The following is a 24,994-nucleotide window of genomic DNA, read 5'->3' as shown; positions in this document are numbered from 1 at the left end:
TTTACGATGCGATACGCTTTGTAGTTGTATCATCAGTTGATTTCGCTACCTGTTCTGACCAGCGTTTTAAGGTTTCAGGGCTGACAGGATTAGCAATTGGATCTAAAAATACAGGGACAGGACGTTCTGCCTCATCGTTATAACTGGTGGTAAATAAGCGCACACGGTTTAAACAAATCTTTTCAAACTCTGCTCTAAACATGGCAAATTTTTCAATACGTTCTGCCAACTCTGGATGCGACTGATGAAACGCATCAATCACTGATGAAATAGTCTGCCAAAACTCAACTTCACTATGCTCAGGATAGTCTTGTAGGAATACATTACAGATATAGCGGTAATGCACCATAAACAGCCCAGTGAAAATAAAATGACTGAGTTCCTGCGCAGGATGTCGCAGTAAAATTTGTCCCTCAATAGGTAAACCAGCCAACTCTGGGAAGTCTTCATCGACCAAGTTGACATCATCAATAAAGTCTTTCAGCACCATTTTCTGCGGTACGCCATTGGTGTGAATCAGCATGGTATTTTCCCCATGTGGAGAAAAAGCCAAGCCATATTTGTACAAACAAATTAAGAGTGGAGTAATAGATACTTCAGCAAAGCGTTTTAACCACTGTAATGGGCTCAAACCTGAGGCCTGAATCAACACAGCTAATATTGACTGTCCGTTGATGTCTCGATGTAACAAAGCTGCTTGCGAAAGTGCCTGTTCACCAGTTCCAATCACTGGGTCTATACTTTCACGCCATAAGCATCCAAACAGTTCTTTAAACTGATACGGCGCGCCTTCAATCTCATCAAAGCATGGCTGATGGATGGTCAATGTTGCGACTTCACCTAAGAATGCAACACCTGACTGTTTTAAGTCTGGATCTTGAGATTGAATCTGCTTTAGCCAAGCTGTGACGGCTGGGGCTGCGATGTTCCGTTTAGATGGCAATCCTCGATACACTGCGGTATTGAAAATACTGACTGGTAATTTGACATAATGCCGCTCAGGCTGACTAATGTTGCAAAGCGTGCGAATCGACTGCATCGGCACGTAGTCATCGTCTCCAATACCTAACTCGATAATACGCTGATCTACAATTTCATTAGCATACGTTGGCATTAACCATTGGTGCCACTGCCATGCATGTACGGGAATGAGGAAATAGTCACGACAAGAGCAGCCTCTGTCATGTAATTGTTGTTCAAAATTTGTGAGTTGTTCTGCACTTAACTCATGTTGATAGAGTGTCCCCGCTTGCCACTCTTTGGTAGAGCGAAATTCCGCTAGATCACGATGGACTGCTAGCCATAGTACTTTTACAGTTGGAGAAAGTTCTGGCGCAGCACTTAAATAATCATCATAACCAAAACCCATCCGACCTTTACTCATAATCAACCACGGATGACCACGCAACATGCCTTCAATTTCATGATGCGATGCGGTCAATACCGCTGCACTGCTTAAACGACTTTCATCAAATAAATGCGCTTCAGCTAACCATGTATTGTTCATTTCTTTGATCAAATACGCCTTAGTAAAAGGCTTAACTTCAGTTTGATTTGAAAAGGCGCGAATAAAAGTATGTAAGTTCCATGCAGGAATATCCTCAACCGCCCCCAACTCGCGTACCGAACCCTCCTCAATTTGCCAATGTCCCAATAAATAGTTCTGAGCTTTAAAGGTATAGCTTTGATCATCCAAAAGAAGTTGATAGCTGTGGTCTCTTAAATGAGTCACTTGAATAATTTCTTCATATAAAAATTCAGCAATCGCCATTTCGATTAAACGCTGTCCTGCTGAACGCCACTGTTTCTGATTCACTTGAAGTTGTGCAAAGTTCATATTATTTTCTCGAATGTATAGGCCGTCATAGATGGATGTAGACCTGTTTGTATTTTTTGCTGTTCAGTATTTTTGGACTTGGATAAAGAGTGAACTGAAACTGATACCCTCTGAGTGGATATGCCATGCTGCACATACACTTCGGGGTTTAACTCAGGTTTAAAATGCTGGAAAGTCTGCTCATTACTTCCTATTTCATAGAGCTGATAACCGAGCAATTGATTGGCAATCGTCGCTGCTCGAAATGCACCAAGTCCTAAGTCTGGTGTACCAACACCATGACTATGCATCTCTTGGTTTTGCACAAAAATTTCGCCCATCGCACTATGCTGTAAACGATAATCTTGACTGACTTTCCAGCGCCCCATTTGATCGGTTGCAATCAAAGGTTTTAAATATTTCAAAAATGAAAACTCAGGGCTGTAATAACCTGTGGATGCAACCACAAAGTCAACATCCATATAGAAGCGCTGTTGAGTTACCGTATGTTCAAGACTTAATCTGATATGCTGACTTTCCATCAACTCGGCATCAAGCAACTGAATTTGAGCGTGCAAATGTGTTTTTTGCAGGGTAGATGCAATACTACGGTGATAGAGCCTTTGGTAAATATCTCGTATGGTTTTGGCACTAATACCTTTGTACAACAACGCTTGATCTTTTAACTGCGCAGCTTTTTGTGACTCCGAAAGCGTGTAAAAATGCTGGGTATAGTTCGGGCTAAAATGTTCCAACCCTAAAGGGGCATATTCCATCGGGAAAAAGCCATTGGAACGCGTCAGCCAGTGCAACTTGAAGTCTGCTATTTTTGTACGATCATGTTGATACTGCTGATCGAACAAATCCAAGAAAACCTCAGCAGAAGACTGGCCTGAACCTAAGACCACGACATTACCTTTTAGTTTTTCTTTTTGATGTGTCAAATAGTCTGATGAATGAATACATTTCTCAGGAACTTGCTGCTGTAACTTATGTAAACAATCAGGTAAATAAGGCAAGTTACCTGAACCAATTACTAGGTTTCGGCACAAGTAACGGATAAAACGGCCACCTTGTTCAACCACGACCTCATAACCTTCACTTTTAGCATAAATGGCCTTAACTGTTGATTGGTATTGAATATGACTGAGTTGATCTGCCACCCATTGGCAATAATGGTTGTATTCACTACGTGGAATATGTTGCTGTTCAAGAAAGTAGAATTTATATAAGCGCTGTTGTGTTTTTAAATAATTCAAAAAACTCAACGGGCTAGTCGGATCGACCATCGACACCAGGTCTGCCATAAATGGAACTTGCAAAACTGTATTGGGGAGTTGCATACCTGCATGCCAGTCGAACTGCGCTTTTTTCTCAAAGAACAGATAGCTTAATTCCGTCTTTTCATGCAACAGACTGGCAAGGCTTAAGTTAAATGGCCCAAGGCCAATCGCAATAAAATCAAGCATAGAGAGCATCCTCTTGTTTGATACATAACGGATTGGCTAACTGAATATAGACCGACTGATTTTCAACAGCTGCTATTAATTCATCTAGTTCATATAATCGGGTCAACAAGTTGCCCTTATAGGGTAAAGTCTGCTGATACAACAAACTCTGAATTAAACTACTCTCTGGATATTGTTTTAAAAGCTCCAATAGATATTGCTGAAGCACTGTAAGTAAATCGTGTTCACTTACATAGCCTGTTGCACCAATGGCATTAATGATGCCGAATAAGGTATTACCAAAAAAATAATAACTAAAACGCTCATCGACAAATGCCTTTGGGCCAACCGCATGAGCTTTGTCATTCAGCTCTGGGAACTGTTGTAAAATTTCAGTTGCAAACTCTTCGATATAATAAAAGCCTTGATTGTCACGTAGCCACAGCAACTCTGGCCAACCATCTTTTAACTCAACCAAGACATTTTGCTGATGCGACTCAAAGGCCATTCCGTAACGATGATAAACATACATGAGTGGGCTCAGACTGATATTTAAGAAAGCCTTAAACCAGTCGTGGGCAATTTGTATTTTATCATCTTGCCTGTGTTGAACTGCGATTTGCTCAAATAATGCGTTAAAACGATTGCGTTCTTTTATAGGATGGTCCTGACATAATGAAGCAATACATGTCACTTGCTGTTTTAGATCAAATGGCTGATCACGCACGATACAGATTGTTTCATCAATAATTTCACCATCCAGCTGTAGAGCAATCCATGCAGGATCATTGACCGCTTTTAGGCTTGGGCATTGTTTTAAAATATCTCGGCCCAATTCACTATGCCAAAGCCGATGCGTCATTTCACCGCGATGGCATTCTTTGGCTAAGTTGACACGTATAGAGTTAGTAATCATCACTGAAAGCGAAGGTTTCAACATCCACGGCGCACTAAAACTAGCTAGAGTGCGAACAGATGTTGTTGGTGAGAAGAGCCATGCTTTTTCACCCAAGTCGATAATTTTCAATTTCGTTTTTAAACGTTTAAACCACGCTTTACTTTGTAAATAGCGGGCTTGCCACGGATGTAAGGGTAATAATTTATAATGAGCATAGGTAGACAGCGTGACACTTTCGGCTTCTGAGAGATGCCATTGAATTTCTTGCTTCAATTGCTCTGAAAATGGGTTATCAAGTGCTGTTCCTTCAGCAATATATTCGGGTGCCACTAGCCAATAGTGAAGTTGAGTTTGTCCTCTGGCTTCAGGTGAATATTTCTGCCAGTCTTCATGTACAAAGCCTGTTCTGCTTTTTGGCGCAGGATGCATGCTATGCCCTAAAATCAAAGCTTGTTCAGATGCGATAAAACTTTGCTCAGCCTGAACAAGCTCATCAAAATCATCTGCTCGAATATTTAAAAACTGTTGTAAAGCGTCACGGCTCTGAATCCAACGCTCTAATAATGAGGCTGCGTCTACTTGACCTTGGGTTTGCTGAACCAACTCTTCTAGTAGCAGACTGACCATTGCAATTGAGCTAAAGTTAAGCTTCTGACCTTTTTGAAAAATTTGAGGCAAAGCAGCAATACGATGTCGCCCAACACGGCTGACATAGCTTAAAGGAACAAAAAGCTGTGCTTGGATTAAATTGAGTGGTAAAGATAACAGCGTCAAACCTTGGCTAAACGCGAGTTGAGTTGAGTTTTGTTGATACTTCTCAAGCAAATTAGAATTGCCTGTTTCTTGTGAGTATGCATTGACTAGATGTTGCATCGCCAAGCGATTGGCTTGCTCTTTCATCTGACCATATCCTCTTATAAAAGCTTATTTCAAGCTCATTTCATGTAATTATGTTTCTTAAAGGTGTTCACGTTGGCCAACGCTGTAAAGCATGTTAATGGTAATTATTATCATTTATCTTTGCAATTTTGTTTACTTTTGAAAAAAACACCCAAAAAACAACATAAAGTATTGTTTTATATTTATTTTAAATTGTTAATCAGTTTTTTAAATATAGAGTATACGAAATTACACCATAGCTTTAAATGATAGTTTATGAATTTATAATTGATCTGAACTATAAATTTTCTCTATTTTAGATTGAAAAAAGCCCACTCAGATGACCTGAATGGGCTCTAAAATAAACTAAAAGTAAACGCAAGATTCGCTGTTTATTCATCCAACAAATCAGCAAAACTAGCAGAAAGTACTTTGGCCAAATCCTGAGGCTTTAAACCGATATCCAATCCGCGTTTTCCGCCACTGACATATAGTTTTTCCAACTGTTCTGCGCTTTGGTCAATTACAGTTTTTAACCTTTTTTTCTGCCCTACAGGACTAATCCCTCCGACCAAATAACCTGTCAGTCGTTCTGCATCTTTAGGATCGGACATTTTTAGTTTCTTGGCACCTACAGCCTGCGCCACTTTTTTCAAGTTCAACTGATGATGTACAGGAAGAATTGCAACAAAATAGTTTTTTTCATCGGTCACTAACAGTGTTTTAAACACTTCTTCGACACGTAAGTTTAATTTTTCCGCAGCTTCGAGCCCGAAGCTTTTTGCATTGGCATCATGCTCATATTCATGAATAGAAAATTCGATTTTATTGGCTTTCAAAAGTTTGGTTGCTGGTGTCATTACTGTTCAATATTTTCATTACATACATCGCAGTATAAGCCTTTTAAAAAGGAATGTTTAGCGGTAGACCTTTACATGAGCATCGAACTTACAAGCACTCAGTAAAGCAATGACTGTAAGTTCAATGTCAACCATGTATTCAGCTTGTTATCGCTGAAATATCGTCGCTTAGTCAGCACTTAATCCGAATTTCTTAAAGATTTGAGCACGGCGCTTAGGCAAGATATTGGCTTTGGTCAAATCACCTTGGTAGTGATCAAACACCCGTTGATCCATCATTTTAAACCACAGCTTTGGAATTAACGCTGGAATCAACATGGTGGCATAACCGCTCGGTAGCTCTGGGGCTTCATCAAAATGTCTTAAGGCCTGAAATGGGCGGGTTGGATAGGCATGGTGATCTGAATGGCGTTGTAGCTGATATAAGAATAAATTCGTCACAATGTTGTTATTATTCCAGCTGTGTTCAGGCATGGTTCGCGCATAGCTGCCATCTTCTTTTTGGCTACGTTTTAAACCATAGTGTTCAATATAATTAATAATTTCAAACAGACTCACCCCATAAAATGCTTGTGTCACTAGATATGGCGCTACTTTTTTACCAAACAATTTCAACATGGTTGCATGAAAGCCCGCACTCATTGCCCATCCATGAAACAGTTCATTTTCTTTGGAAAAGAATGACAGGCCTTTGCTTTTTAGGCGTTTATGTTCAATTTCAACCGCCGACTTCAATCCACCCAAAACAGTCCGCGGCCAAAACTCATAAAAAGTCTCCCCCATTTTCGATGAAGCAGGATCTTCTGGCGTCGCAGCACGTTTATGGTGTCCATAAGGGTGCTCTATACGGAAATGATTGTAGACCAACGGCACTAAAGTCATATGTGACCAATAATGATCTGATTTTTTAGGACGATGGCACAACTCATGTGCTGTATTTACTGCTACTCCATTAATTGCCCCCATGGAGACACCCAATAATATTTGGTCGAGCATTGATACATTTTGGCGGGTCACCACATAACCTGCAAACAGGTTGGCTGCCATTTGTAGCGGAATGAACAATTTCACAATACGGTCATAGTACGGGTCATTCACCAAGACCTTAATTTCATCATCTGAAGGGTTGTTCTCATCTGCACCAACCAAAGCATCGACCGCTGGAATGATGACATGTAATAATAGTGGTCCACCTAAGGCAAATATTTTCTTAGTGGGTTTTGGACCAAAATGATAGCCCGCTAAAATGCCCATGCCAATCACAGGAAGCCCAGGACTCAAGAGCCAGCCAAAACGCTTTTTATCCATCCCTGCTGCATTTTTAACGACTACGCTAGAATTCGTCATTTTCACTGATGCATTCATTACCATTCTTCCAATTTTCTTGTTATGCCTTTATATTTCTAGAAATGGGACATAAAAAACAGTTGCTAACGTCCAAGAAAACAGCGTAATCGTCCTTGACCTCAAATGACTAAAATTGACCCTAAATCAAATATCAAGACCCAAAAATAAAGAATAGAAATCGTAACGTATGGATGCTTTAAGTAAAATTTTTGAAGATATATACCTCAACCAATCTGAGTACCTCTACCTTAAACCGTATGGTGAGTGGGCTTTTCGCTATAGCGAACAATCCACAATGATGGCCTATGCGGTATTACAAGGTGATTTCAATATTTACCTAGAAAACAAACAAAGCATACGAGCGGAAGCAGGTGATCTGATCTTACTCCCTTCGGGGCCAAGTCATGAATGTCGGTCGTCAAGCAAAGACCAACTATTAGAAGTATTCGATATTTCTGACTTATTTGCTCAAAACCAACACAAAGAAGTCACTTTTGGAAGTGATGCGACACAACAAAAAACCGTAATCTTGGCCTTACATGCACATATGGACCCTATTATGGCGCGTCCATTGGTACAAGCCTTACCCGCGTTTATTCACCTGCAACACCAAGACCTCAGCACGGTTCCTGAATGGTTGCAAATTGGATTGCAGTTTCTCGCTCTAGAAGTCCAACGCATACGCCCGGGTCGCGACAAAATTTTGGATCATTTGGTCAGTATTTTATTAATTGAATGTGTACGTGATTATATTGACGCGCTGCAAGACTCGAACAATTGGCTGAGTGCTTTATCTCATCCTGAACTCTCCAATGCCCTTGCTAAAATTCATGCGGAACCTGCACAGCCTTGGACAGTTGAGTCCCTTGCAGAACAGTGTTGTATGTCACGATCTAAATTTGCCACATTGTTTAGCCAAATTTTAGGCACCAGCCCTTTGGCTTATTTGCAACAGCATCGTCTGCGTTTAGCCGCCCAATACCTGCGTAATGGACAAGGTAGCATTCAACAAATTGCACATCGGGTCGGATACAACTCAGAAACGGCTTTTAGCCAAAGCTTTAAACGACAGTATCAAATGAGCCCAAGCCAATATAGAAATCATCCAAACCCAACTTAAAGTGCTCGTCCTTAATGGTTTAATAGCAATCTTCTCTCTACTTATGTCTTTCTGTGCCCAGATAAATACCTTGAACTTGCAGACAAAGATTAGCATCTTGTGAAAATCACACTATAATATCCCGCATCCTTGCTAGAGATGGCTTCAAACCACTGCTTGTTTGTTCTTTTTCGCTCTAGCCACACTTTTTTAAGTCCAGTTTTCATCCGTGATTCGGCTTATTTTTCAATGTTTTATCTCTTGTATGTCCATGCTGACATATAAGAAAATTTAGGTGCCAGCATGGAAATCAAGGTTAATTATCTCGATAATCTTCGCCAAGAAGCGAAGTTCGATGATTTTACAGTCATTGCCGATCAACCGATTCGCTACAAAGGTGATGGCTCTGCACCCGGTCCATTTGACTACTTTTTAGCATCTTCTGCGCTTTGCGCGGCTTACTTTGTCAAAGTGTACTGTTTGGCACGTGACATCCCAACCGACAACATTCGCTTGTCTCAAAACAACATTGTTGACCCTGAAAACCGCTATAAACAAATTTTCAAAATTCAAGTTGAGCTCCCAGCGGATATTTCAGAAAAAGATCGCCAAGGTATTTTGCGCTCTATCGACCGTTGTACGGTTAAGAAAGTGATTCAAACAGGCCCTGAATTTATTATTGAAGAAGTAGAAAGCATTGATGCTGACGCACAAGCTCTACTTATTCCAAGCCTTGCTTCTGAAACCAGTACCATCATTGCAGGTAAAGACCTGCCTTTAGAAGAAACTATTGCCAATATGTCAGGTATTTTGGCTGGTCTAGGCATGAAAATTGAAATCGCTTCTTGGCGTAACATTGTGCCGAATGTGTGGTCTTTACATATTCGTGATGCACAATCGCCAATGTGTTTTACCAACGGTAAAGGGTCAAGCAAAGAAAGTGCTTTAGCTTCTGCGCTGGGTGAGTTCATTGAACGTCTGAACTGTAACTTCTTCTATAACGACCAGTTCTGGGGTGAAGACATCGCCAATGCCGAGTTTGTGCATTATCCAGATGAAAAATGGTTCATGCCAGGTCCAAATGGTGAAATGCCAGAAGGCGTACTGGATGAATATACGCTTGAAATTTATGACCCTGAAGAAGAACTGTTAGGTACGCATTTATACGACACCAACTCAGGGAAAACTGAGCGCGGTATTTGCGCTTTGCCTTTTGTTCGACAGTGTGATGCTGAAGTGGTTTACTTCCCATCAAACTTGATTGAGAACTTATACCTCAGTAATGGGATGAGTGCAGGAAACACCTTAGCTGAAGCACAAGTACAGTGTTTGTCTGAAATTTTTGAGCGTGCGGTTAAACGTGAAATTTTGGAAGGTGAACTGACCCTGCCAGATGTACCGCAAGAGGTTTTAGCGAAATATCCTAGCATTTTAGCGGGCATTCAAGGTTTAGAAGAGCAAGGTTTCCCTGTACTGGTGAAAGATGCCTCACTAGGCGGTCAATACCCTGTCATGTGTGTAACCCTTATGAACCCACGTACAGGTGGTGTATTCGCCTCTTTCGGTGCACACCCAAGCTTTGAAGTTGCGCTTGAGCGTAGCTTAACTGAGCTACTGCAAGGTCGTAGTTTTGAAGGTCTGAATGACTTACCTCGCCCAACATTTAGCTCAAATGCAGTCACCGAACCCAATAACTTTGTTGAGCACTTCATTGACTCAAGTGGTGTGGTGTCATGGCGCTTCTTTAGTGCCAAATCGGACTATGACTTTGTCGAGTGGGACTTTACCAATCAAAGCCAAAACTCAAATGCTGATGAAGCTGATGAGCTGTTCGGTATTTTGGAAAATATGGGCAAAGAAGTCTATATGGCCATTTACCAACATTTGGGTGCAACAGCCTGCCGTATCTTGGTCCCGGGTTACTCAGAAATTTACTTGGTTGAAGACTTGGTTTGGGACAACACCAACAAAGCACTACTTTACCGTGAAGACATCCTCAACTTACACCGTTTAGACGATGAACAGCTTGAAGCACTGGTTGAACGTTTAGAAGAATGTGAGCTAGACGACTATACTGAAATCAAGACGTTGATCGGGATTGAGTTTGATGACAATACCGAATGGGGTCAATTGACTCTGCTTGAACTTAAACTACTCATCTATCTTGCATTAGAGCAGTTTGAGGAAGCAAAAGACTTGGTTGAGGCATTCTTACAATACAACACCAATACCGTTGAACGTGGCCTGTTCTACCAGTGTATGAATGTCGTGCTCGAAGTGATGTTAGATGACGACATGGAACTGGAAGAATATGAAGCCAACTTCCGTCGTATGTTCGGTGATGAACGTATGGATGCGGTAATCGGCACAGTTGAAGGCCGTATTCGTTTCTATGGTTTAACAGAAACCAGTATGAAACTTGAAGGTTTAGACCGTCACTTACGTTTAATCGACAGCTATAAAAAGTTACACGCTGCTCGTGCCAAAGCTGTTGGACTAAAACCTTAAAATAAAAAGAAACAACCCAAATACGTTTGGGTTGTTTCTCACTTCACTATCACTATGTATTAAAGAAAATTAATCTAAAATATTTAAAATCGCCTCAACAGGGTTTTCACTATTACTTGCAAGTAACTGTTTATGCATAGTAATGTGCTGCATGGCCTGAATCTGTGCGGTTTCAATATTCATTAATTTTTCAATTTCAGCTGCCAATTTCTCAGGTGTTGCATCTTTTTGAATTAATTCTTGTATCACTTTCTTGCCTGCAATAATATTCGGCAATGAATAATATTGAATCTTGATCAAGAATTTCACCACATGATAAGTGAGCCAGTTCAACTTATAGAAGGTCACCATTGGTCGGTGTAACAGCATAGCTTCTAAGGTTGCTGTACCAGAAGCCAATGCCACAATATTGGCTGCATTCATCACTTGGCGTCCAATTTTAGACTCGGTGCCTGAGTTTTCAAGTAAATCAATTTGGTCGACCAGTGCTTTTGGATACTGCTTAAGCAAAGCTTCGATTTGTTGCTTACGCGCATCATTAATCGCAGGTATCACAAAGCGATAGTTTGGATATTTGGCGTAGAGCAATTTTGCAGCATCTAAAACCAGTGGACCGAGTCGTTCAATTTCACCACGTCGGCTTCCCGGTAGTAAAGCAATATGCTTTTGACTCAGATCTAAACCCAGTTCTTCTTTGGCTTGTAAAATTGGGTTTTCCAAAGGCAATTGGCTGGCCAAGGGGTGTCCTACAAATGCAGCGGGAACATCCCATTTTTTATAAAATGCTTTTTCAAACGGGAACAAACACAACACCAAATCAATTGAGGCTTTGATGCCATGCACTCGTCCCTGACGCCATGCCCAAACCGAAGGACTAACGTACTGCACTGTTTTTATGGGCAGTTGTTTTTGCTTTAAACTTTTTGAAAGACGTAAATTAAAATCTGGCGCATCAATCCCTATAAATACATCGACAGGATGAGCAGTCCACTTCTCTACCAGCCCATCACGCACTGCAAAAAGTTTTTTAATGTCTTTTAGAACCTCAACCAGCCCCATGACCGACAAAATATCCATCGGATAAAAGCTGTTAAAACCCTCTGCAAGCATTTGTGGGCCACCAATGCCCTCAAATTCTGCATCAATTCCTTGCTCACGAAAACTACGAATAAGTTGAGCACCTAAAGTATCCCCTGATACTTCACCCACCACGATTCCAATTTTAAGTTTCCGATTTTGCAAAGCATTATTCCTTATTTTTCAACCCATGCATCATAACATAGCGTCTTTTGGGATGGGTATTGGTCGACTCTTTCTATTTATACTGCAGATATAAGATGAATGACCTATTTAACACATCTAAAGAACACGAAAAAAATTTGGGTTAATTTAAATTTTCGATCATTTAATTATTGCACTAGAGACCTATTAGAACATAGAATTACTGAGAATCATTATCGTTAATTCTATCTGTGCTTGGTTGCTCTATTTACGCTGCTCAATCCTAGTATTTTGGCTACGTAGATTGCTTATACGCATAATAGAGATCATTGTGTTTTGCTTAAATATTAAATTTAGGTTCAATGATTAGTGAGCACAACGTTAAGCCGCCCCTTTATGACTTCATTCATGTGATCTTTATGCCCCTAAGTCAGCTTAAATACCCTATAACCGTTATGTTTCGGTTTTTGATCGCATTTGGCTTAGGCTATTTATGTACATCCATGTTATCAGAGTTGCTTACCCTTGGTTTTCACCCTCACTTAGCTAAAGCAGAATCCATTTATTTGGCGGCTTTTCTATCTCTGATTTTCTTTACCATTTTTGTTATTTTGAGTTTTTGTGTTCAATCCTTAAAAAAGTTAAGTCTTGTGACCTTTTCACTGGGTCTATACTTTTTTCTCATGCTGAAGTTCGTAGGTTAAACCATGCAAAAATCCGTTCGCCAATCAATGGCATGGCTACACTCTTGGCTTGGTCTGACATTTGGTTGGCTATTGTTTGCAATTTTTTTAACTGGTACTGCAACCTATTATCGTCATGAAATAAATCTGTGGATGCAGCCGCAATTTGTCACCATGCAAGTCAAACAAGACACCGCGATACAGTCAGCATATCAATACTTACAAAAAAATGCCACAGATGCGCAAAGTTGGTATATAGGTGTGGCAAGTACAAGTTCACCAGTCAATAAAATTTACTGGCAAAAAGCCGATGGTGGTTATGAAAGTAAGACTTTAGATGCAACTACTGCAAAAGAAGTCAGCCTATCTGCAACTCAAGGTGGTGAATTTTTCTATGGCTTCCACTACCAGCTGTACGGTGTGCCCTATTTTATCGGCAGGCTTCTAGTTACTATCGCAGCGTTTTTAATGATGATTATCCTCATTTCAGGCATCATTACGCATAAAAAAATATTCACGGAATTCTTTACCTTAAGGGCATTTAAAGGACAACGTTCGTATTTGGATTTTCATAATGTCACTTCTGTGATTGCTTTGCCTTTTTTTCTCACTATTACATTTACAGGTTTAGCCATTTTCTTTTATCTCATTCTGCCGAATGGTATGAAAAAACTCTACCCTGAACAACCCTTTCAATATTTCGATGAAATTCGAAACATTAGCATCGCATCAGATATAAAACCAACACCAGCAACTATGCAAACCATAGGCTACTTTATAGAGCAGTATGAACAGCGCTGGGGTAAAACTGAAATTGATAATATCACGGTCAAACATCCTAATACGGACATGGCTCAAGTGAACTTTGTTGCGTCAACTGACTCAACCATTACACGTAGTCCTGACCAACTCAGTTTCAATGCTGAAACTGGTGCACTACTTGGTGATACACGCAATAATAGTGCGATTGCGACACTCAATAATGGTGTTTATGGCTTACATATGGCGCACTTTGCACAGCCACTATTACGTTTCGCATTCTTCTTTTCAGGGCTTTTAGGTTGCGCCATGATTGCTTCAGGACTTTTGTTATGGAGCTTAAAACGTCAATTACAAAATAAGAAACAAAGCTTCCACTTTGGACATTATTTGGTAAATCGTCTCAATACCGCAGCTATTATTGGCTTGCCAATTGCCATGCTGAGCTATTTGTTCACAAATCGTTTACTTCAGTTAGAAGCAGGTCAACCCAACTATGAGATTTACGCCTTTTTTGGCACTTGGTTACTCAGTTTATTCATCGCACTGCTTACTCCACAGCAACACCTTTGGAAAACTCAATTAAAGGGATTCATTTTACTTGCTGTGTCTTTGCCTATTTTCAATCTTTACTATTTAATCAGCCATCAATATGTACATAACTTGAATGAATATTGGTTGTTTTTTCGCGTTGATTTTATGATTATGATCCTTGCAGTATTAGCAATTTTTTTACATCAAAAAATCCAGCCGATTCAACAAAAAGCAGTTCAAAAAATTCAGAAAAAATATGCCAATACTGCTGCTCAGGAGACCCATTCATGACCTATATCATTATTGGGATCCTTATCGCATTATCCTGCTATATCCTTTTTCTGGTGAGTGAAAAGCAACGACCTAAAACTCACAAATCACGTTGGTCGAAATGTGCAGAACATTATCAAATCTGTCGCTATTTTGCTTTTGCTGTATTGGCTGTAGCATTAACTTTATTGATTCAATACACGGGTCGCGGTGTAGGAAGTGTTAGTTTCTTTATATTTGCAAGCCCTATCCTTTTTATCCTGATTCTGCGCATCAATGACTTAAAGCCCAAGAAAACAACCAAATCTAGCTAAGCATTTATTTTAAACTCGCACACTTCTTATTTAGATCATGACCTAAATAAAAAGCTGTGCGAGTCAATATAAACAGAAAAACTCAACAGAATTTTATAGACTGATCAAAATCATTTAAGTTAAAGTACCCTGCTTTTTTGGTTATAACATGTTTAATAATCAGCACTTTATACAACTTTCCACAGGGTAAAACCTTGCGTTCAATTTTAAATTGGTCACAACAAGAAATCATCACTCCTCTTCGACAGTTATGGATTTGGTCGAAACATCATTTTGGCTGGACACTTTTGATTTCGGTCTTTTTAAACCTGATTGTCTTTATTTGTTTCCCGAGCAGTTGGATTCCTACACAGATTCAAAGCAAGATCTTTGATGAAATCACGATTGAAGTCAGTAAAGGAAGGAAGAGTACGTTGAAATTTAAACAACAGCATCATTTATGGGTCGCAAACTGCGCATTGGTGGTAAAACCTGTTCAGACACTATGTGACCAATCGGTTCATCGTCACCAATTTACGGTAAGGCAGATCGAAATTTATTATTTGAAACGTGTTTTTTGGGACTTAAAAAATTCAAAAAAGGAGGTCTTTATTCATCAGCTCACTGTACCTGATCCACGTCAGCAGCACTTCGATATGGCCTATACCTCAACATTCGCAGACTTTGAAAAATGGAAACGTCACATCACCCGTCACATCTATGTTGTACGTGGGATGATCGCTCTCAATTTTTTATGGCTATTTACTCTTATATTGTTTAAATCACAAACCGCTTCTTAGCAAACATAATTCCTTGCTATATCTTTTTTTAGAATAAGTAAATCAACAATCAAGACAACGGCTTATATTAAAACGTCATAAGATATGCACGTTTTTGATATTTGGCATATAACAATGTTTGGTCCAATTGAATTTATTCTCGCAGGTGTTTTAGTCGGTTTTTGTGTGGGAATTACAGGTGTCGGTGGTGGCTCTCTGATGACCCCTATCCTGATAAGTCTTTTTAGAATCGAACCTCACATTGCGATTGGTACAGACTTACTTTATGCCGCAATCTCTAAGTTCTGTGGTTCATTTGTGCATGCCAAAAAGTTAAATATTGTCTGGCCAATTGTACTTTGGCTTGCAATCGGTAGTATTCCTGCTTCTTTTGCAACACATTGGGTACTCGACAACTATTTAAGCCAATCTACACATTATAAAGCTGTACTGACCATGGTCTTAGGCTTTATGTTAACCATTACAGGTTTGTCGATTGTCTTTCGTAATCAAATTGAAAAATTTTTCAATAAATTACGCAAAGATGAACTCCCAGACATGACTGAAGACTTAGAAAAAGTCCAGCTTCAAACCAGCAAGAAACGCAAATACATTGTCATAATGGGTGTGGTTCTTGGTGTCTTCGTAACACTATCTTCAGTTGGCGCTGGTGCGTTTGGCATTATGGCTTTGGTCATTATGTTTCCAAACTTACCAATGATTCGTATTATTGGTTCTGACGTAGTACATGCTGTCCTCCTTACTTTTGTAGCAGGTTTGGGCCACATGACTTCAGGCAATGTCGACTTTCACCTCCTGATGTGGTTATTGGTGGGTTCGATTCCTGCAATTATTGTCGGAACACTGATTAGTTCGCGTCTTCCTGAAAAAATTATTCGCAAAGTCCTTGGCATCACACTCTTTGCTCTAGGGGTAAACTTTATGTTGAATCCTGTTAAAGCAAAACCAGTTAAACCTGCAGAAACTGCGCAAGTCGTTCAAATTTCTACACATCAGAATGCCTCAGTTTAGGCATTCTGATTTAAAATAACTCCAAGATTCATCACTTTTTTTTCAAAGATTCATTCGACTTTTTTATAACCTTTTCTCAGCTAAACCGTGTTATATTCAGCTCATAAAGCAACTTAATACGATCGAACCAGTGACGGCAATGAATACTCTACAGTCAAACTCTATTACCCAAAACGATATCGATGACGTGAACTTACAAAGCATTCATCCGCTTGTAACACCTGCGGAATTAAAAACTGAATTGCCTCTCACTGAGTCTGCATATCAAACTGTACTTCACGGTCGTGAAACAATACGCAATATTTTAGATGGTAAAGATAAACGCATTTTTATGGTTATTGGCCCATGCTCTATTCATGACCCAATTGCTGCACACGAATATGCAGATCGTTTAAAAGCGTTAAGTGAGAAAATTAAAGACACCATTTATATCGTTATGCGTGTTTATTTTGAAAAACCACGTACCACTGTGGGTTGGAAAGGTCTCATCAATGACCCAGACATGAATGACTCATTCAACATTGAAAAAGGGTTACGAATTGGTCGTAAGCTTCTGGTTGAGTTAAATGAAAAAGGTTTACCGTGTGCAACCGAGGCACTTGATCCAAACTCACCACAGTACTATCAAGACTTAATCTCTTGGTCAGCGATTGGTGCACGTACCACTGAAAGCCAAACACACCGTGAAATGTCTTCAGGTTTATCTTCACCTGTAGGTTTCAAAAATGGTACAGACGGTGGTTTAACTGTTGCAACGAATGCAATGCAGTCTGTTAAACATGGACACCACTTCTTAGGCCTAAACAACCAAGGACAAGTTTCTGTAATTCGTACTTCAGGTAACCCATACGCACACGTAGTGCTTCGTGGCGGTAACGGCAAGCCAAACTACGACGCAGGTTCTGTAGCAGATGCTGAAGCAGCATTGGCTAAAGCTAAAGTCAGTACGAAAATCATGATTGACACCAGTCATGCAAACTCAAACAAAGACCCATTCCTCCAACCGCTTGTTCTGAAAAATATTACAGAACAAATAATTGATGGTAATAAGTCTATTATTGGCATTATGGTTGAAAGTCACCTTAAAGGTGGACGTCAAGAAATTCCTGAAAACTTATGCGACCTCGAATATGGTAAGTCTGTAACCGATGGTTGTATTGACTGGGATACCACAGAAAAGGTATTACTAGAGATGCACGAAGCACTTAAAGACGTTTTACCAAACCGATAAGTTTAAAAAACGCCATCTTCGGATGGCGTTTTTCATTCTATGATTAAGAAAAAATTATGAACGCTATTGAAACTCACTTAAGCCAAACCCTGAATTTTCAATTCATCCACGAGCATTTACTGACTTCTGGACAACCAACTGCAGAACAGTTAAAGCAAATTAAAGAGTATGGTGTAAATACTGTGATCAATCTTGCGCTCAGTAATGCCAGTAATCATTTGCCCAGTGAAGATCAAATTTGCTTAGATTTAGGACTGAACTATATACATGTACCTATTTCGTCGGACATGCCTTCTGATGATCAATGTTTATTGATCTTAGATATGATTGATCATTTAGTTCAAGAACAAACCATTTGGGTACACTGTTCGAAGAACTACAGCGTCAGCAGTTTAATGTATTTATATCGTCAGTATTATATGAATATGGATATGCCGACAGCCCATGAGGCCATGCATCAAATTTGGGAACCCAATGACACATGGACAGGTTTAGCACATGCTGTTGCTTTACAACTTCAAGGTCGTAAAGCAACACAAGAGTTAAAACTTGCGATGATCAATCCTGATCATTTTGCATGAGAAATCAACACTGTTGCAGTAGATAAAATACCTTCTTGACGACCCGTGAAACCGAGTTTCTCTGTGGTCGTTGCTTTGATACTAATCTGCGTAACTTCAACATCAAGAACGTCTGCAATGCTTTGCCGCATTGCCAGATTATGCGACGCTAACTTCGGACGTTCACATGCTACGGTAATATCAGCATTATTTAATTGATAGCCACGGTCTAAAATAAGCTGATAGACATGTTTAAGCAATACACGACTGTCTGCTCCCTTAAAACGAGGGTCAGTATCTGGAAAGTGTTGACCAATATCCCCTAAAGCCAACGCACCCAATAATGCATCTGTTAAAGCATGCAAAACAACATCACCATCTGAATGTGCTTTCAAACCGTGTGTATGTGGAATCTGAATCCCAGCCAGCGTGACAAACTCACCCTCTTCAAAAGCATGTACATCAAGCCCCTGTCCAATTCGAATATGTGCAACCATGCTCAGTTTCCTTTAAGAAATAAATGATTGAAATCTTGTATTCACGCTTTCTCTTTCGCTATAGTTACAAGCAGCGCAACATAGTGAAAGTATAAGCGATCATGCTGTTGAAAACCGACATAAAACTTATGAAAAAATTTAGTATTTTAGTGTGTCTAAGTTGTCTTTGTACCAGCTTTAGTTATGCTCAAGTCATTGACTGTGACGCTCCTTCATCGTCTGGTCTTAAAAAGATCTGTGGCGATCAATTCAAAGACATTCGGCACAAATTAGACACGCAATCAATGACTGCTTTTTTAATCAGTGATGCCCCACAGCGTTTATTAGTCGATACCCAGCAGCTATGGTTGAACCGTCTACAACAGTGCAAATCCTTAGATTGCTATCAACAGCAGATGGACTTTCGAATTGATGATCTGAATTTCTATACTTCACTTAATCAAAGTTTGACCCAACACTATTTAAAGTTTGAACATGGGACGATTGCTAAGCAACCTGTACATCTACAAGTTCATCAACTGTCTAAAGATAAAATTAAGATTGAAGGTATCGCCTACCGTAATCCTAATAATCGTATAGAGACTCAAACCATTTCATTTTTGGCCTACACTACACCAGATCAGAAACAAAACATCACGGACAATGAAAACAACTGCCATTATCAGTTCAACTTTCAAAAAGCCATTCTTTCTGTAAAAAGTGAAAACAAAGCATGTAATCGTTTTGTTGGTGTGTATCGTGTTTATGACTAGGCTACCAAATAGATCAACCTAATGAACATCAGGAGGTTAAAAACGTGCAAATATTAGTACAATGCTGCAACCTCCTAGAACAGAAAAAATTGACCATTGCCTTTATCGAAAGTGCCAGTTCTGGTTATTTGTCCAGTCAGTTTTCGATTTATAAACATAGCGGAGCTGACATTTTACTCGGTGGACTGGTCAGTTACGATCCCAGTATCAAATGTGAAATTTTAAAAATAGATCCAGCATTGATTCAGCAATATACAGCAGAGTCGATTGAAGTCACTGAAGCTATGGCAATTCACGGTCATCGACTGTTTCGTCATGCCGATATCATTGTCTCATGTACAGGGTTATTGAAACCTGGAGGAAGTGCGACGCCTGAAAAACCAGAAGGCACCTTTTACACGGCTATTTATTATCAAAATACATTAAGTAGCTACCAGTATTTGTTGCTAGGAACTGCGCTCGAGCGACTTGAACAACTTACGAAAAACGTAGCTCAAATGGTCATTGAACGTATCCAAAATACTTAAAGCATTATACTCAAGTTAACTTTTCTACATTTTGTAACCGCTAAAGTGAAACATCATCAGTAAAAAATATGAGGTGCCTCATGGTGATGAGAATAATCCATCCACTACTTTTCAGTAGCTTATTTTTTTCAAGCCACAGTTTTGCAACTGTAGGTGGACCACAAAATATTGAAGTTTTAGGACTCGACCAAACTGATCAGAAAATTTATGTGATGCGACATTATTTAGATGGTCGGGGTCGTTTGCCACAATTGTATTATTATCAACTCAACAGCAAAACCCCCTCCAAACTGATTGAAGTAAAATCTTTATATATCAATCCAAAAACTCAAAAAATTGACTATGATCAAGACAGTCAGAAGTTTGACCGTGACATTGCAAAAATTAAAAAACGACTCAAAGCTTTAGCGCCGATTCCGCCCAAGCAGGTTAAAATTCAAGTCATCAGTAAGAAGACTTCAAAAGAACCCTCTTGGTATGACCCTACACTCTCCATCCCGAAGTTTAACTATCAATATCAAGTGAAATACATCAATTTGAAAAGTCCCATACACAAGGCGGTGGACTATAAAAATGGGCTACGCATTTCACAAACTTATAAAGTTCCTCATCAACAAAAAGCACTGGTGACAGTTCAATATCTCGGGATTCCTTTTGAAACAGGTTATAACATTGAGGACCCTGTACTTCTCACCCGCTAAAAAAATAAGGTCTAAAATTATGAAAGTAGAGCCTTTTGTCTGAGGGCATTAGATTTTGGCCAAAGCCCCCTATATCCTTTCTATTGCTAGTTATTGCGGGTCAGAGCCTATATAATCTGCATTTGCACAGAATTAGGAATGTCTATACTTAGTTCCACTTGATGTATTGACCGAAACAATTTAGTAGCACCACTTGCTAGATGCATAAATTAATTCAACAACATTGAAAAACTCATCATTTTCTAAATTACTTACGTATTAATATTCAAATCTTCTAATTGTTGGGATACTGTACAACCAAGTATGAAAAAGCTTGTTTTTTTAAAAAATCTTCGCTAGTATTCATTTCGCTTGAACTTGTTGATATATAACAAATTCAAGATATTAGGGCCTATAGCTCAGTTGGTTAGAGCAGCGGACTCATAATCCGTTGGTCCACAGTTCAAGTCTGTGTGGGCCCACCATATAAAACAACCACTTAGGTGCATTAATCCTAGGTGGTTTTTTATTGGCTATTTTTATATAAACATTTTGAATTCAAGTATTAGTCGTTTCTGCTTATTTAAAAAAAGATTCGAAATTTTCATTTAAGCAATCCTTTCTAATCTTCATCATTCTCAGAATCACGACCTAATTTATCTTTGCTTTAGATTTTCCTGTCAAATCTTATTTTCAGGCATTTTTTATGATAACTGTAACAAATTCTTTGCCTAAACTTGCAGCTATAGATTCAAATGATATGAGACAAGCCATCATGACTGATCGTACCCCATTGTTTCTATACCCTCCTACAGAAACCTATACTGTAATCACTTAGCCTCACTACTCACAAAAATATGGCTAAGTTAAGCATTGAATAACTGTGAACATAACATCCAACACACTATATATGACTAGCAAGTATAAATTTTAAGCATCCAAACATGATGCTCTAACAAAGTATCTCATTTAGAATAAGAGCTATTAACGATTATAGATGATTGAAAATTAAATTTTTAAGTCAATCAAGCTAGTTATAACTAGCATCAAAAATCAGTGCATTTATACATTATTACCACTAAATACTGATTTCCTTTTTCTTACGAGACTCAATGAAGAATTCAACAACCGACCACAGAACAACCAAACCGAAAAGGACAAATGCCCATAAAAAAGTCGAAAGATAAGTCATTTTAACAATCCTGAACTTTGTTACACCAAAGTTAAAGTATGAAAGTTCACACTCTTTTCTTAGACCAAAGTCTAATCTTTCATTTCGATTATGAATAGTAGTATTTTTAAAAAAATTATACTTATTTTCTATTAATAAATATCTATAAAGACTTATTGCATACCTTTTAATCATAATTATTTAGCCTACTAATGGAAAAATCTGACCTCTAATGTCTGATCAGAATTAAGTTAGGGCTTGACTCAAACGCCAAACAAGCAGACATTAGCCACTTTAAAAAACACTTGTATATTTATGCTCATGTTAAAGAAACTGATTGGCGAGTCTGCATTTAAGCTCGCAGGCTGGAAATACCATGTGGAACCAAATGTTTTAGAAGATAAGCAAGTCATCATTGGATTTGAGCATACCTCTATGCTCGATGCTGTTTTATCACTGGCCATTTTTCAAATCTACGATATGAAAATCCATACCCTGATTAAAAAAGAATTATTAAAGGGGCCAATCAAGCCACTACTCGAGGCGATTGGTGGTATTGCAGTTGACCGTAAGTCAAATAAAGACATCGTGTCGCAAATGGTTGAACACTTTTCTCAACATGAAAAATTCAACTTGGTTATTGCACCAGAAGCAACCCGTGCAAAAACAGGCGAAGCACGTAAACCAATTCGTACAGGCTTCTGGCATATTGCAAAAGCCGCAAATGTCCCTATTGTACTCATGTATGCGAATTCGCAAACCAAACAAGGGGGTATTTTTGGAAAAATCTATCCCACAGAGTTAGATCATGATTTGGCCCTCATTAAAGCACTTTATAAAGAACATGTTGGTTTAGATATCGAAATTCCTGAACCTAGAAATGATCCCAAATAAGCTCATCTAAATGACCTAAAAGAATGTGAATAACCCCTCTCTTTTAGGTCTAAATTAATTCTTTCTAAGGGCTCATTTTTGAAATGAATTGCTTCACAATCTAAATTTGAAATAACTGGCTTTATTTCAAACAATTTTATTTATTTTTTGTTTAATCTGACTCATTTCAGAAAAACACCTACTTTCGCATAAAAAAGTGCTTATGGTAGAATTTGCACAATTTGATAGGCACAAAGCCAATCTACAAGGAGCATATTTCGCATGGCGGGTCATTCCAAGTGGGCCAATATTAAGCATCGTAAAGCAAAACAAGATGCTAGCCGTGGTAAACTTTTTACCAAATTTATTCGTGAATTAACAACTGCTGCAAAGCTTGGCGGTGGTGATGCTGCAAGCAACCCACGTCTCCGTGCGGTTGTAGAAAAAGCACTTTCTGTGAATATGACACGTGACGTCATTAACCGTGCAATCCAACGTGGTGTTGGTGGTGAAGATAACGACGATTTAAAAGAAATTACTTACGAAGGTTATGGCGTTGGTGGTGTTGCAGTTATTGTAGAAACCATGACTGACAACTTAAACCGTACTGTACCAGATGTGCGTCACTGTTTCTCAAAAACAGATGGTAACTTAGGCACAAATGGTTCAGTTGCTTTCTTATTCACAAAGCGTGGTGAGATCACTTTTGAAGATGTGTCTTTAGAAGATCAAATCATGGACGTAGCCCTTGAAGCAGGTGCTGAAGATATCGAAGTGGATGAAGATGAAATCTTAGTCATTACTACACCTGAATCTTTTGGTGATGTGCAAGATGCTTTAACTGCTGCTGGCTTAAAATCTGATAATGCTGAAGTGGTCATGAGTCCTTCAACAAAAGCTGAAATTTCTGATATCGACCAAGCGAAAAAGATCATGAAAATGATTGATATGCTGGAAGATTTAGATGATGTACAAAACGTTTATACCAACGTTGAGTTCTCTGATGCAGTGTTGGCAGAATTAGACACCTAGTCTTTGCTTGATCAAAATGCGCGCTCAAACATAACTTTGGGAGCGCATTTTTTATGTCTGATTTAAGACACTTTCAATAAATTTTGCTTTTTTGCAACGATATTTATCCATGCTTAAATGCTGGCTGTCGTGTTTTAATTGATTATAAGCCATGACTAAATTCTGATTTTTCAACAAGCGATCACGAAAGATCAAAAAACTTTGCCACTGAGAGTTTTTCACAACCAATTGAATAGCAACATCATCCTGCTGTAGCGACTCTAGCATACACAGTTCATGCGTTCTTAAAGTATCAAGCTTTTCAACAAAACCTAAACTGGAAATACTAACGATGGCTGAGTCAAAATCTACAGCATCAACAGCCACATAAATATCCAAATCACCTTTAGAAACTGCATGAGGAATGGCAGATGAACCAATATGTTCAATCTGTGCTTTGGGTATGAGAGCTAAAAGTTGTCGCTGATAGTATACAAATTTTTGATGGCAAGATGCTTGATACTCAGTAGCTGCATAGAACCTCAGCATACGCTAAACCTTACTCAACAAACCGCTACAGTTAAATACATTATATTCTTTAATCACAAAGCTTGAATGAAGTGCCACCACATGCTCAATTTTACCAATGCGTTTGAGTAAAATATCACTGTAATTTTCCATATCTCTTGCCACAACTTCAACAATAAAATCTGCTGACTGCCCTGTCACTAAAAAGGCATTGGTCACTTCAGGAATGCTTTCCAACTCTTCCAAGAACTTGGAAAAAGTGTCGGTATCATGTTTACTCAAAGATACTTGGAGTAAAACATGTAGACTAAACCCGAGTTTTTGATAGTTAATATCTCGCTTAACTTTAGTCATAATCGCATTATCAATCAGATGCTTAATACGACGATGCACCGAACTGACCGATAAATTAATACGCTCTGATAATTCGTTTAGATTGATATCTTCATTACTTAAAATTTCTAAAATTTGCTTATCAAAACGGTCTAATTCCATTTTTTAACTCTCATAATGCATTATGTTTATAGGTGTTTATTTCATATTAAGCTTTTCAGATGAAAGATAAAGCTTATTTGCATATTTTTTTCATTTATTTTCAAATTTATAAAAATATATCAATCATTTAAATAAAAAATTGCTATAATTTTTTATAAAAATTACAAATAGACTGAGAAACTTTCTATTCAACACCCCACATCATTTTCTTTAAATAGCAGACAAAGGCTTGATGTATAACGT

The 24,994-nt window shown here is 38.8% G+C and carries 22 protein-coding genes and 1 tRNA gene; 14 read left to right on the top strand and 9 right to left on the bottom strand.

Annotated features, from left to right (window positions below; all coding sequences use genetic code 11):
• Position 1: 1 nt before the first annotated feature.
• From DPG01_RS09425 to DPG01_RS09405, 5 genes are all read right to left on the bottom strand, one after another.
• Entirely contained in the window at positions 2-1,837 is a 1,836-nt protein-coding gene (locus DPG01_RS09425) for an IucA/IucC family protein (RefSeq protein ID WP_110974910.1), read from the bottom strand.
• Positions 1,834-3,285 (bottom strand): lysine N(6)-hydroxylase/L-ornithine N(5)-oxygenase family protein, encoded by a 1,452-nt coding sequence (locus DPG01_RS09420; protein WP_110974909.1) that lies wholly within the window; start codon positions 3,283-3,285, stop codon positions 1,834-1,836. Before DPG01_RS09420 ends, DPG01_RS09425 begins: the two co-directional genes overlap by 4 nt.
• Positions 3,278-5,062 (bottom strand): IucA/IucC family protein, encoded by a 1,785-nt coding sequence (locus tag DPG01_RS09415; protein ID WP_110974908.1) that lies wholly within the window; start codon positions 5,060-5,062, stop codon positions 3,278-3,280. The genes DPG01_RS09420 and DPG01_RS09415 overlap by 8 nt, the downstream gene beginning before the upstream one ends.
• Before the next feature lie 371 nt (positions 5,063-5,433).
• Positions 5,434-5,901: a Cys-tRNA(Pro) deacylase gene (ybaK, locus tag DPG01_RS09410; RefSeq protein ID WP_086209241.1), complete on the bottom strand. Its 468-nt coding sequence runs from the start codon at positions 5,899-5,901 to the stop codon at positions 5,434-5,436.
• A 168-nt stretch (positions 5,902-6,069) separates the two neighbouring features.
• Entirely contained in the window at positions 6,070-7,266 is a 1,197-nt protein-coding gene (locus DPG01_RS09405) for an alkane 1-monooxygenase (RefSeq protein ID WP_110974907.1), read from the bottom strand.
• 169 nt (positions 7,267-7,435) lie between these two features.
• Here DPG01_RS09405 and DPG01_RS09400 point away from each other — a divergent pair, with 169 nt between their 5' ends.
• Both DPG01_RS09400 and DPG01_RS09395 read left to right on the top strand, forming a co-directional pair.
• Positions 7,436-8,368 carry an AraC family transcriptional regulator gene (locus DPG01_RS09400; protein ID WP_110974906.1) on the top strand — a complete coding sequence of 311 codons (933 nt, stop codon included), beginning with the start codon at positions 7,436-7,438 and terminating at the stop codon, positions 8,366-8,368.
• Between the two features lie 282 nt (positions 8,369-8,650).
• The gene (locus DPG01_RS09395) at positions 8,651-10,855 is read left to right on the top strand and encodes an OsmC domain/YcaO domain-containing protein (protein WP_110974905.1); all 2,205 of its coding nucleotides are present in this window, start codon (positions 8,651-8,653) and stop codon (positions 10,853-10,855) included.
• A gap of 69 nt (positions 10,856-10,924) precedes the next feature.
• On the opposite strand, the gene lpxB is transcribed toward DPG01_RS09395, so the two are convergent.
• Entirely contained in the window at positions 10,925-12,097 is a 1,173-nt protein-coding gene (gene lpxB, locus DPG01_RS09390) for a lipid-A-disaccharide synthase (RefSeq protein WP_110974904.1), read from the bottom strand.
• Positions 12,098-12,783: 686 nt separating this feature from the next.
• On the opposite strand from lpxB, the gene DPG01_RS09380 reads away from it, so the two are divergent.
• The 6 genes from DPG01_RS09380 to DPG01_RS09355 all read left to right on the top strand — a co-directional run bounded on the left by DPG01_RS09380 (position 12,784) and on the right by DPG01_RS09355 (position 18,238).
• Positions 12,784-14,343, top strand: coding sequence for a PepSY-associated TM helix domain-containing protein (locus DPG01_RS09380; protein WP_110974902.1), 1,560 nt, complete (start codon positions 12,784-12,786; stop codon positions 14,341-14,343).
• Positions 14,340-14,636 (top strand): hypothetical protein, encoded by a 297-nt coding sequence (locus DPG01_RS09375; protein WP_110974901.1) that lies wholly within the window; start codon positions 14,340-14,342, stop codon positions 14,634-14,636. Before DPG01_RS09380 ends, DPG01_RS09375 begins: the two co-directional genes overlap by 4 nt.
• 194 nt (positions 14,637-14,830) lie before the next feature.
• Positions 14,831-15,415, top strand: a complete 585-nt coding sequence (locus DPG01_RS09370) for a hypothetical protein (protein ID WP_110974900.1) — start codon at positions 14,831-14,833, stop codon at positions 15,413-15,415.
• 114 nt (positions 15,416-15,529) lie between these two features.
• Positions 15,530-16,426: a sulfite exporter TauE/SafE family protein gene (locus tag DPG01_RS09365; protein ID WP_086209251.1), complete on the top strand. Its 897-nt coding sequence runs from the start codon at positions 15,530-15,532 to the stop codon at positions 16,424-16,426.
• A gap of 139 nt (positions 16,427-16,565) precedes the next feature.
• Positions 16,566-17,657: a 3-deoxy-7-phosphoheptulonate synthase gene (locus DPG01_RS09360; RefSeq protein ID WP_110974899.1), complete on the top strand. Its 1,092-nt coding sequence runs from the start codon at positions 16,566-16,568 to the stop codon at positions 17,655-17,657.
• Between the two features lie 56 nt (positions 17,658-17,713).
• Positions 17,714-18,238, top strand: a complete 525-nt coding sequence (locus DPG01_RS09355) for a protein tyrosine phosphatase family protein (RefSeq protein WP_086209253.1) — start codon at positions 17,714-17,716, stop codon at positions 18,236-18,238.
• Here the strand turns inward: DPG01_RS09355 and ispF are convergent.
• Positions 18,226-18,714 carry a 2-C-methyl-D-erythritol 2,4-cyclodiphosphate synthase gene (gene ispF / locus DPG01_RS09350; RefSeq protein ID WP_110974898.1) on the bottom strand — a complete coding sequence of 163 codons (489 nt, stop codon included), beginning with the start codon at positions 18,712-18,714 and terminating at the stop codon, positions 18,226-18,228. The genes DPG01_RS09355 and ispF overlap by 13 nt on opposite strands.
• A 101-nt stretch (positions 18,715-18,815) precedes the next feature.
• Between ispF and DPG01_RS09345 the strand changes: the two genes are divergently transcribed.
• From DPG01_RS09345 to DPG01_RS09315, 6 genes are all read left to right on the top strand, one after another.
• The gene (locus DPG01_RS09345) at positions 18,816-19,466 is read left to right on the top strand and encodes a hypothetical protein (RefSeq protein ID WP_162900276.1); all 651 of its coding nucleotides are present in this window, start codon (positions 18,816-18,818) and stop codon (positions 19,464-19,466) included.
• Between the two features lie 44 nt (positions 19,467-19,510).
• Entirely contained in the window at positions 19,511-19,993 is a 483-nt protein-coding gene (locus tag DPG01_RS09340; protein ID WP_110974897.1) for a CinA family protein, read from the top strand.
• A gap of 80 nt (positions 19,994-20,073) precedes the next feature.
• Positions 20,074-20,694 (top strand): aminotransferase, encoded by a 621-nt coding sequence (locus DPG01_RS09335; protein ID WP_110974896.1) that lies wholly within the window; start codon positions 20,074-20,076, stop codon positions 20,692-20,694.
• Positions 20,695-21,081: 387 nt separating this feature from the next.
• Positions 21,082-21,158 (top strand) — tRNA-Ile (locus DPG01_RS09330).
• Positions 21,159-22,165: 1,007 nt separating this feature from the next.
• On the top strand, positions 22,166-22,738 hold the full coding sequence (locus DPG01_RS09320) for a 1-acyl-sn-glycerol-3-phosphate acyltransferase (RefSeq protein WP_110974932.1): 573 nt from the start codon (positions 22,166-22,168) through the stop codon (positions 22,736-22,738).
• 261 nt (positions 22,739-22,999) lie between these two features.
• Positions 23,000-23,749: a YebC/PmpR family DNA-binding transcriptional regulator gene (locus DPG01_RS09315; RefSeq protein WP_110974894.1), complete on the top strand. Its 750-nt coding sequence runs from the start codon at positions 23,000-23,002 to the stop codon at positions 23,747-23,749.
• A gap of 51 nt (positions 23,750-23,800) precedes the next feature.
• On the opposite strand, the gene DPG01_RS09310 is transcribed toward DPG01_RS09315, so the two are convergent.
• Together DPG01_RS09310 and DPG01_RS09305 are read right to left on the bottom strand one after the other, a co-directional pair.
• A complete protein-coding gene (locus DPG01_RS09310; RefSeq protein WP_086209593.1) occupies positions 23,801-24,274 on the bottom strand; it encodes a GrpB family protein in 474 nt (157 codons plus the stop codon).
• Positions 24,275-24,280: 6 nt separating this feature from the next.
• Positions 24,281-24,751: an Lrp/AsnC family transcriptional regulator gene (locus DPG01_RS09305; RefSeq protein WP_086209319.1), complete on the bottom strand. Its 471-nt coding sequence runs from the start codon at positions 24,749-24,751 to the stop codon at positions 24,281-24,283.
• Positions 24,752-24,994 lie beyond the last annotated feature (243 nt).

Origin of the sequence: Acinetobacter sp. WCHAc060042 (assembly GCF_003231195.1) — a bacterium.
In the GTDB taxonomy this organism is placed as follows: domain Bacteria; phylum Pseudomonadota; class Gammaproteobacteria; order Pseudomonadales; family Moraxellaceae; genus Acinetobacter.
The sequence above is the reverse complement of the archived record's forward strand: the minus strand, read 5'-3'. Positions and strand labels throughout refer to the sequence as shown.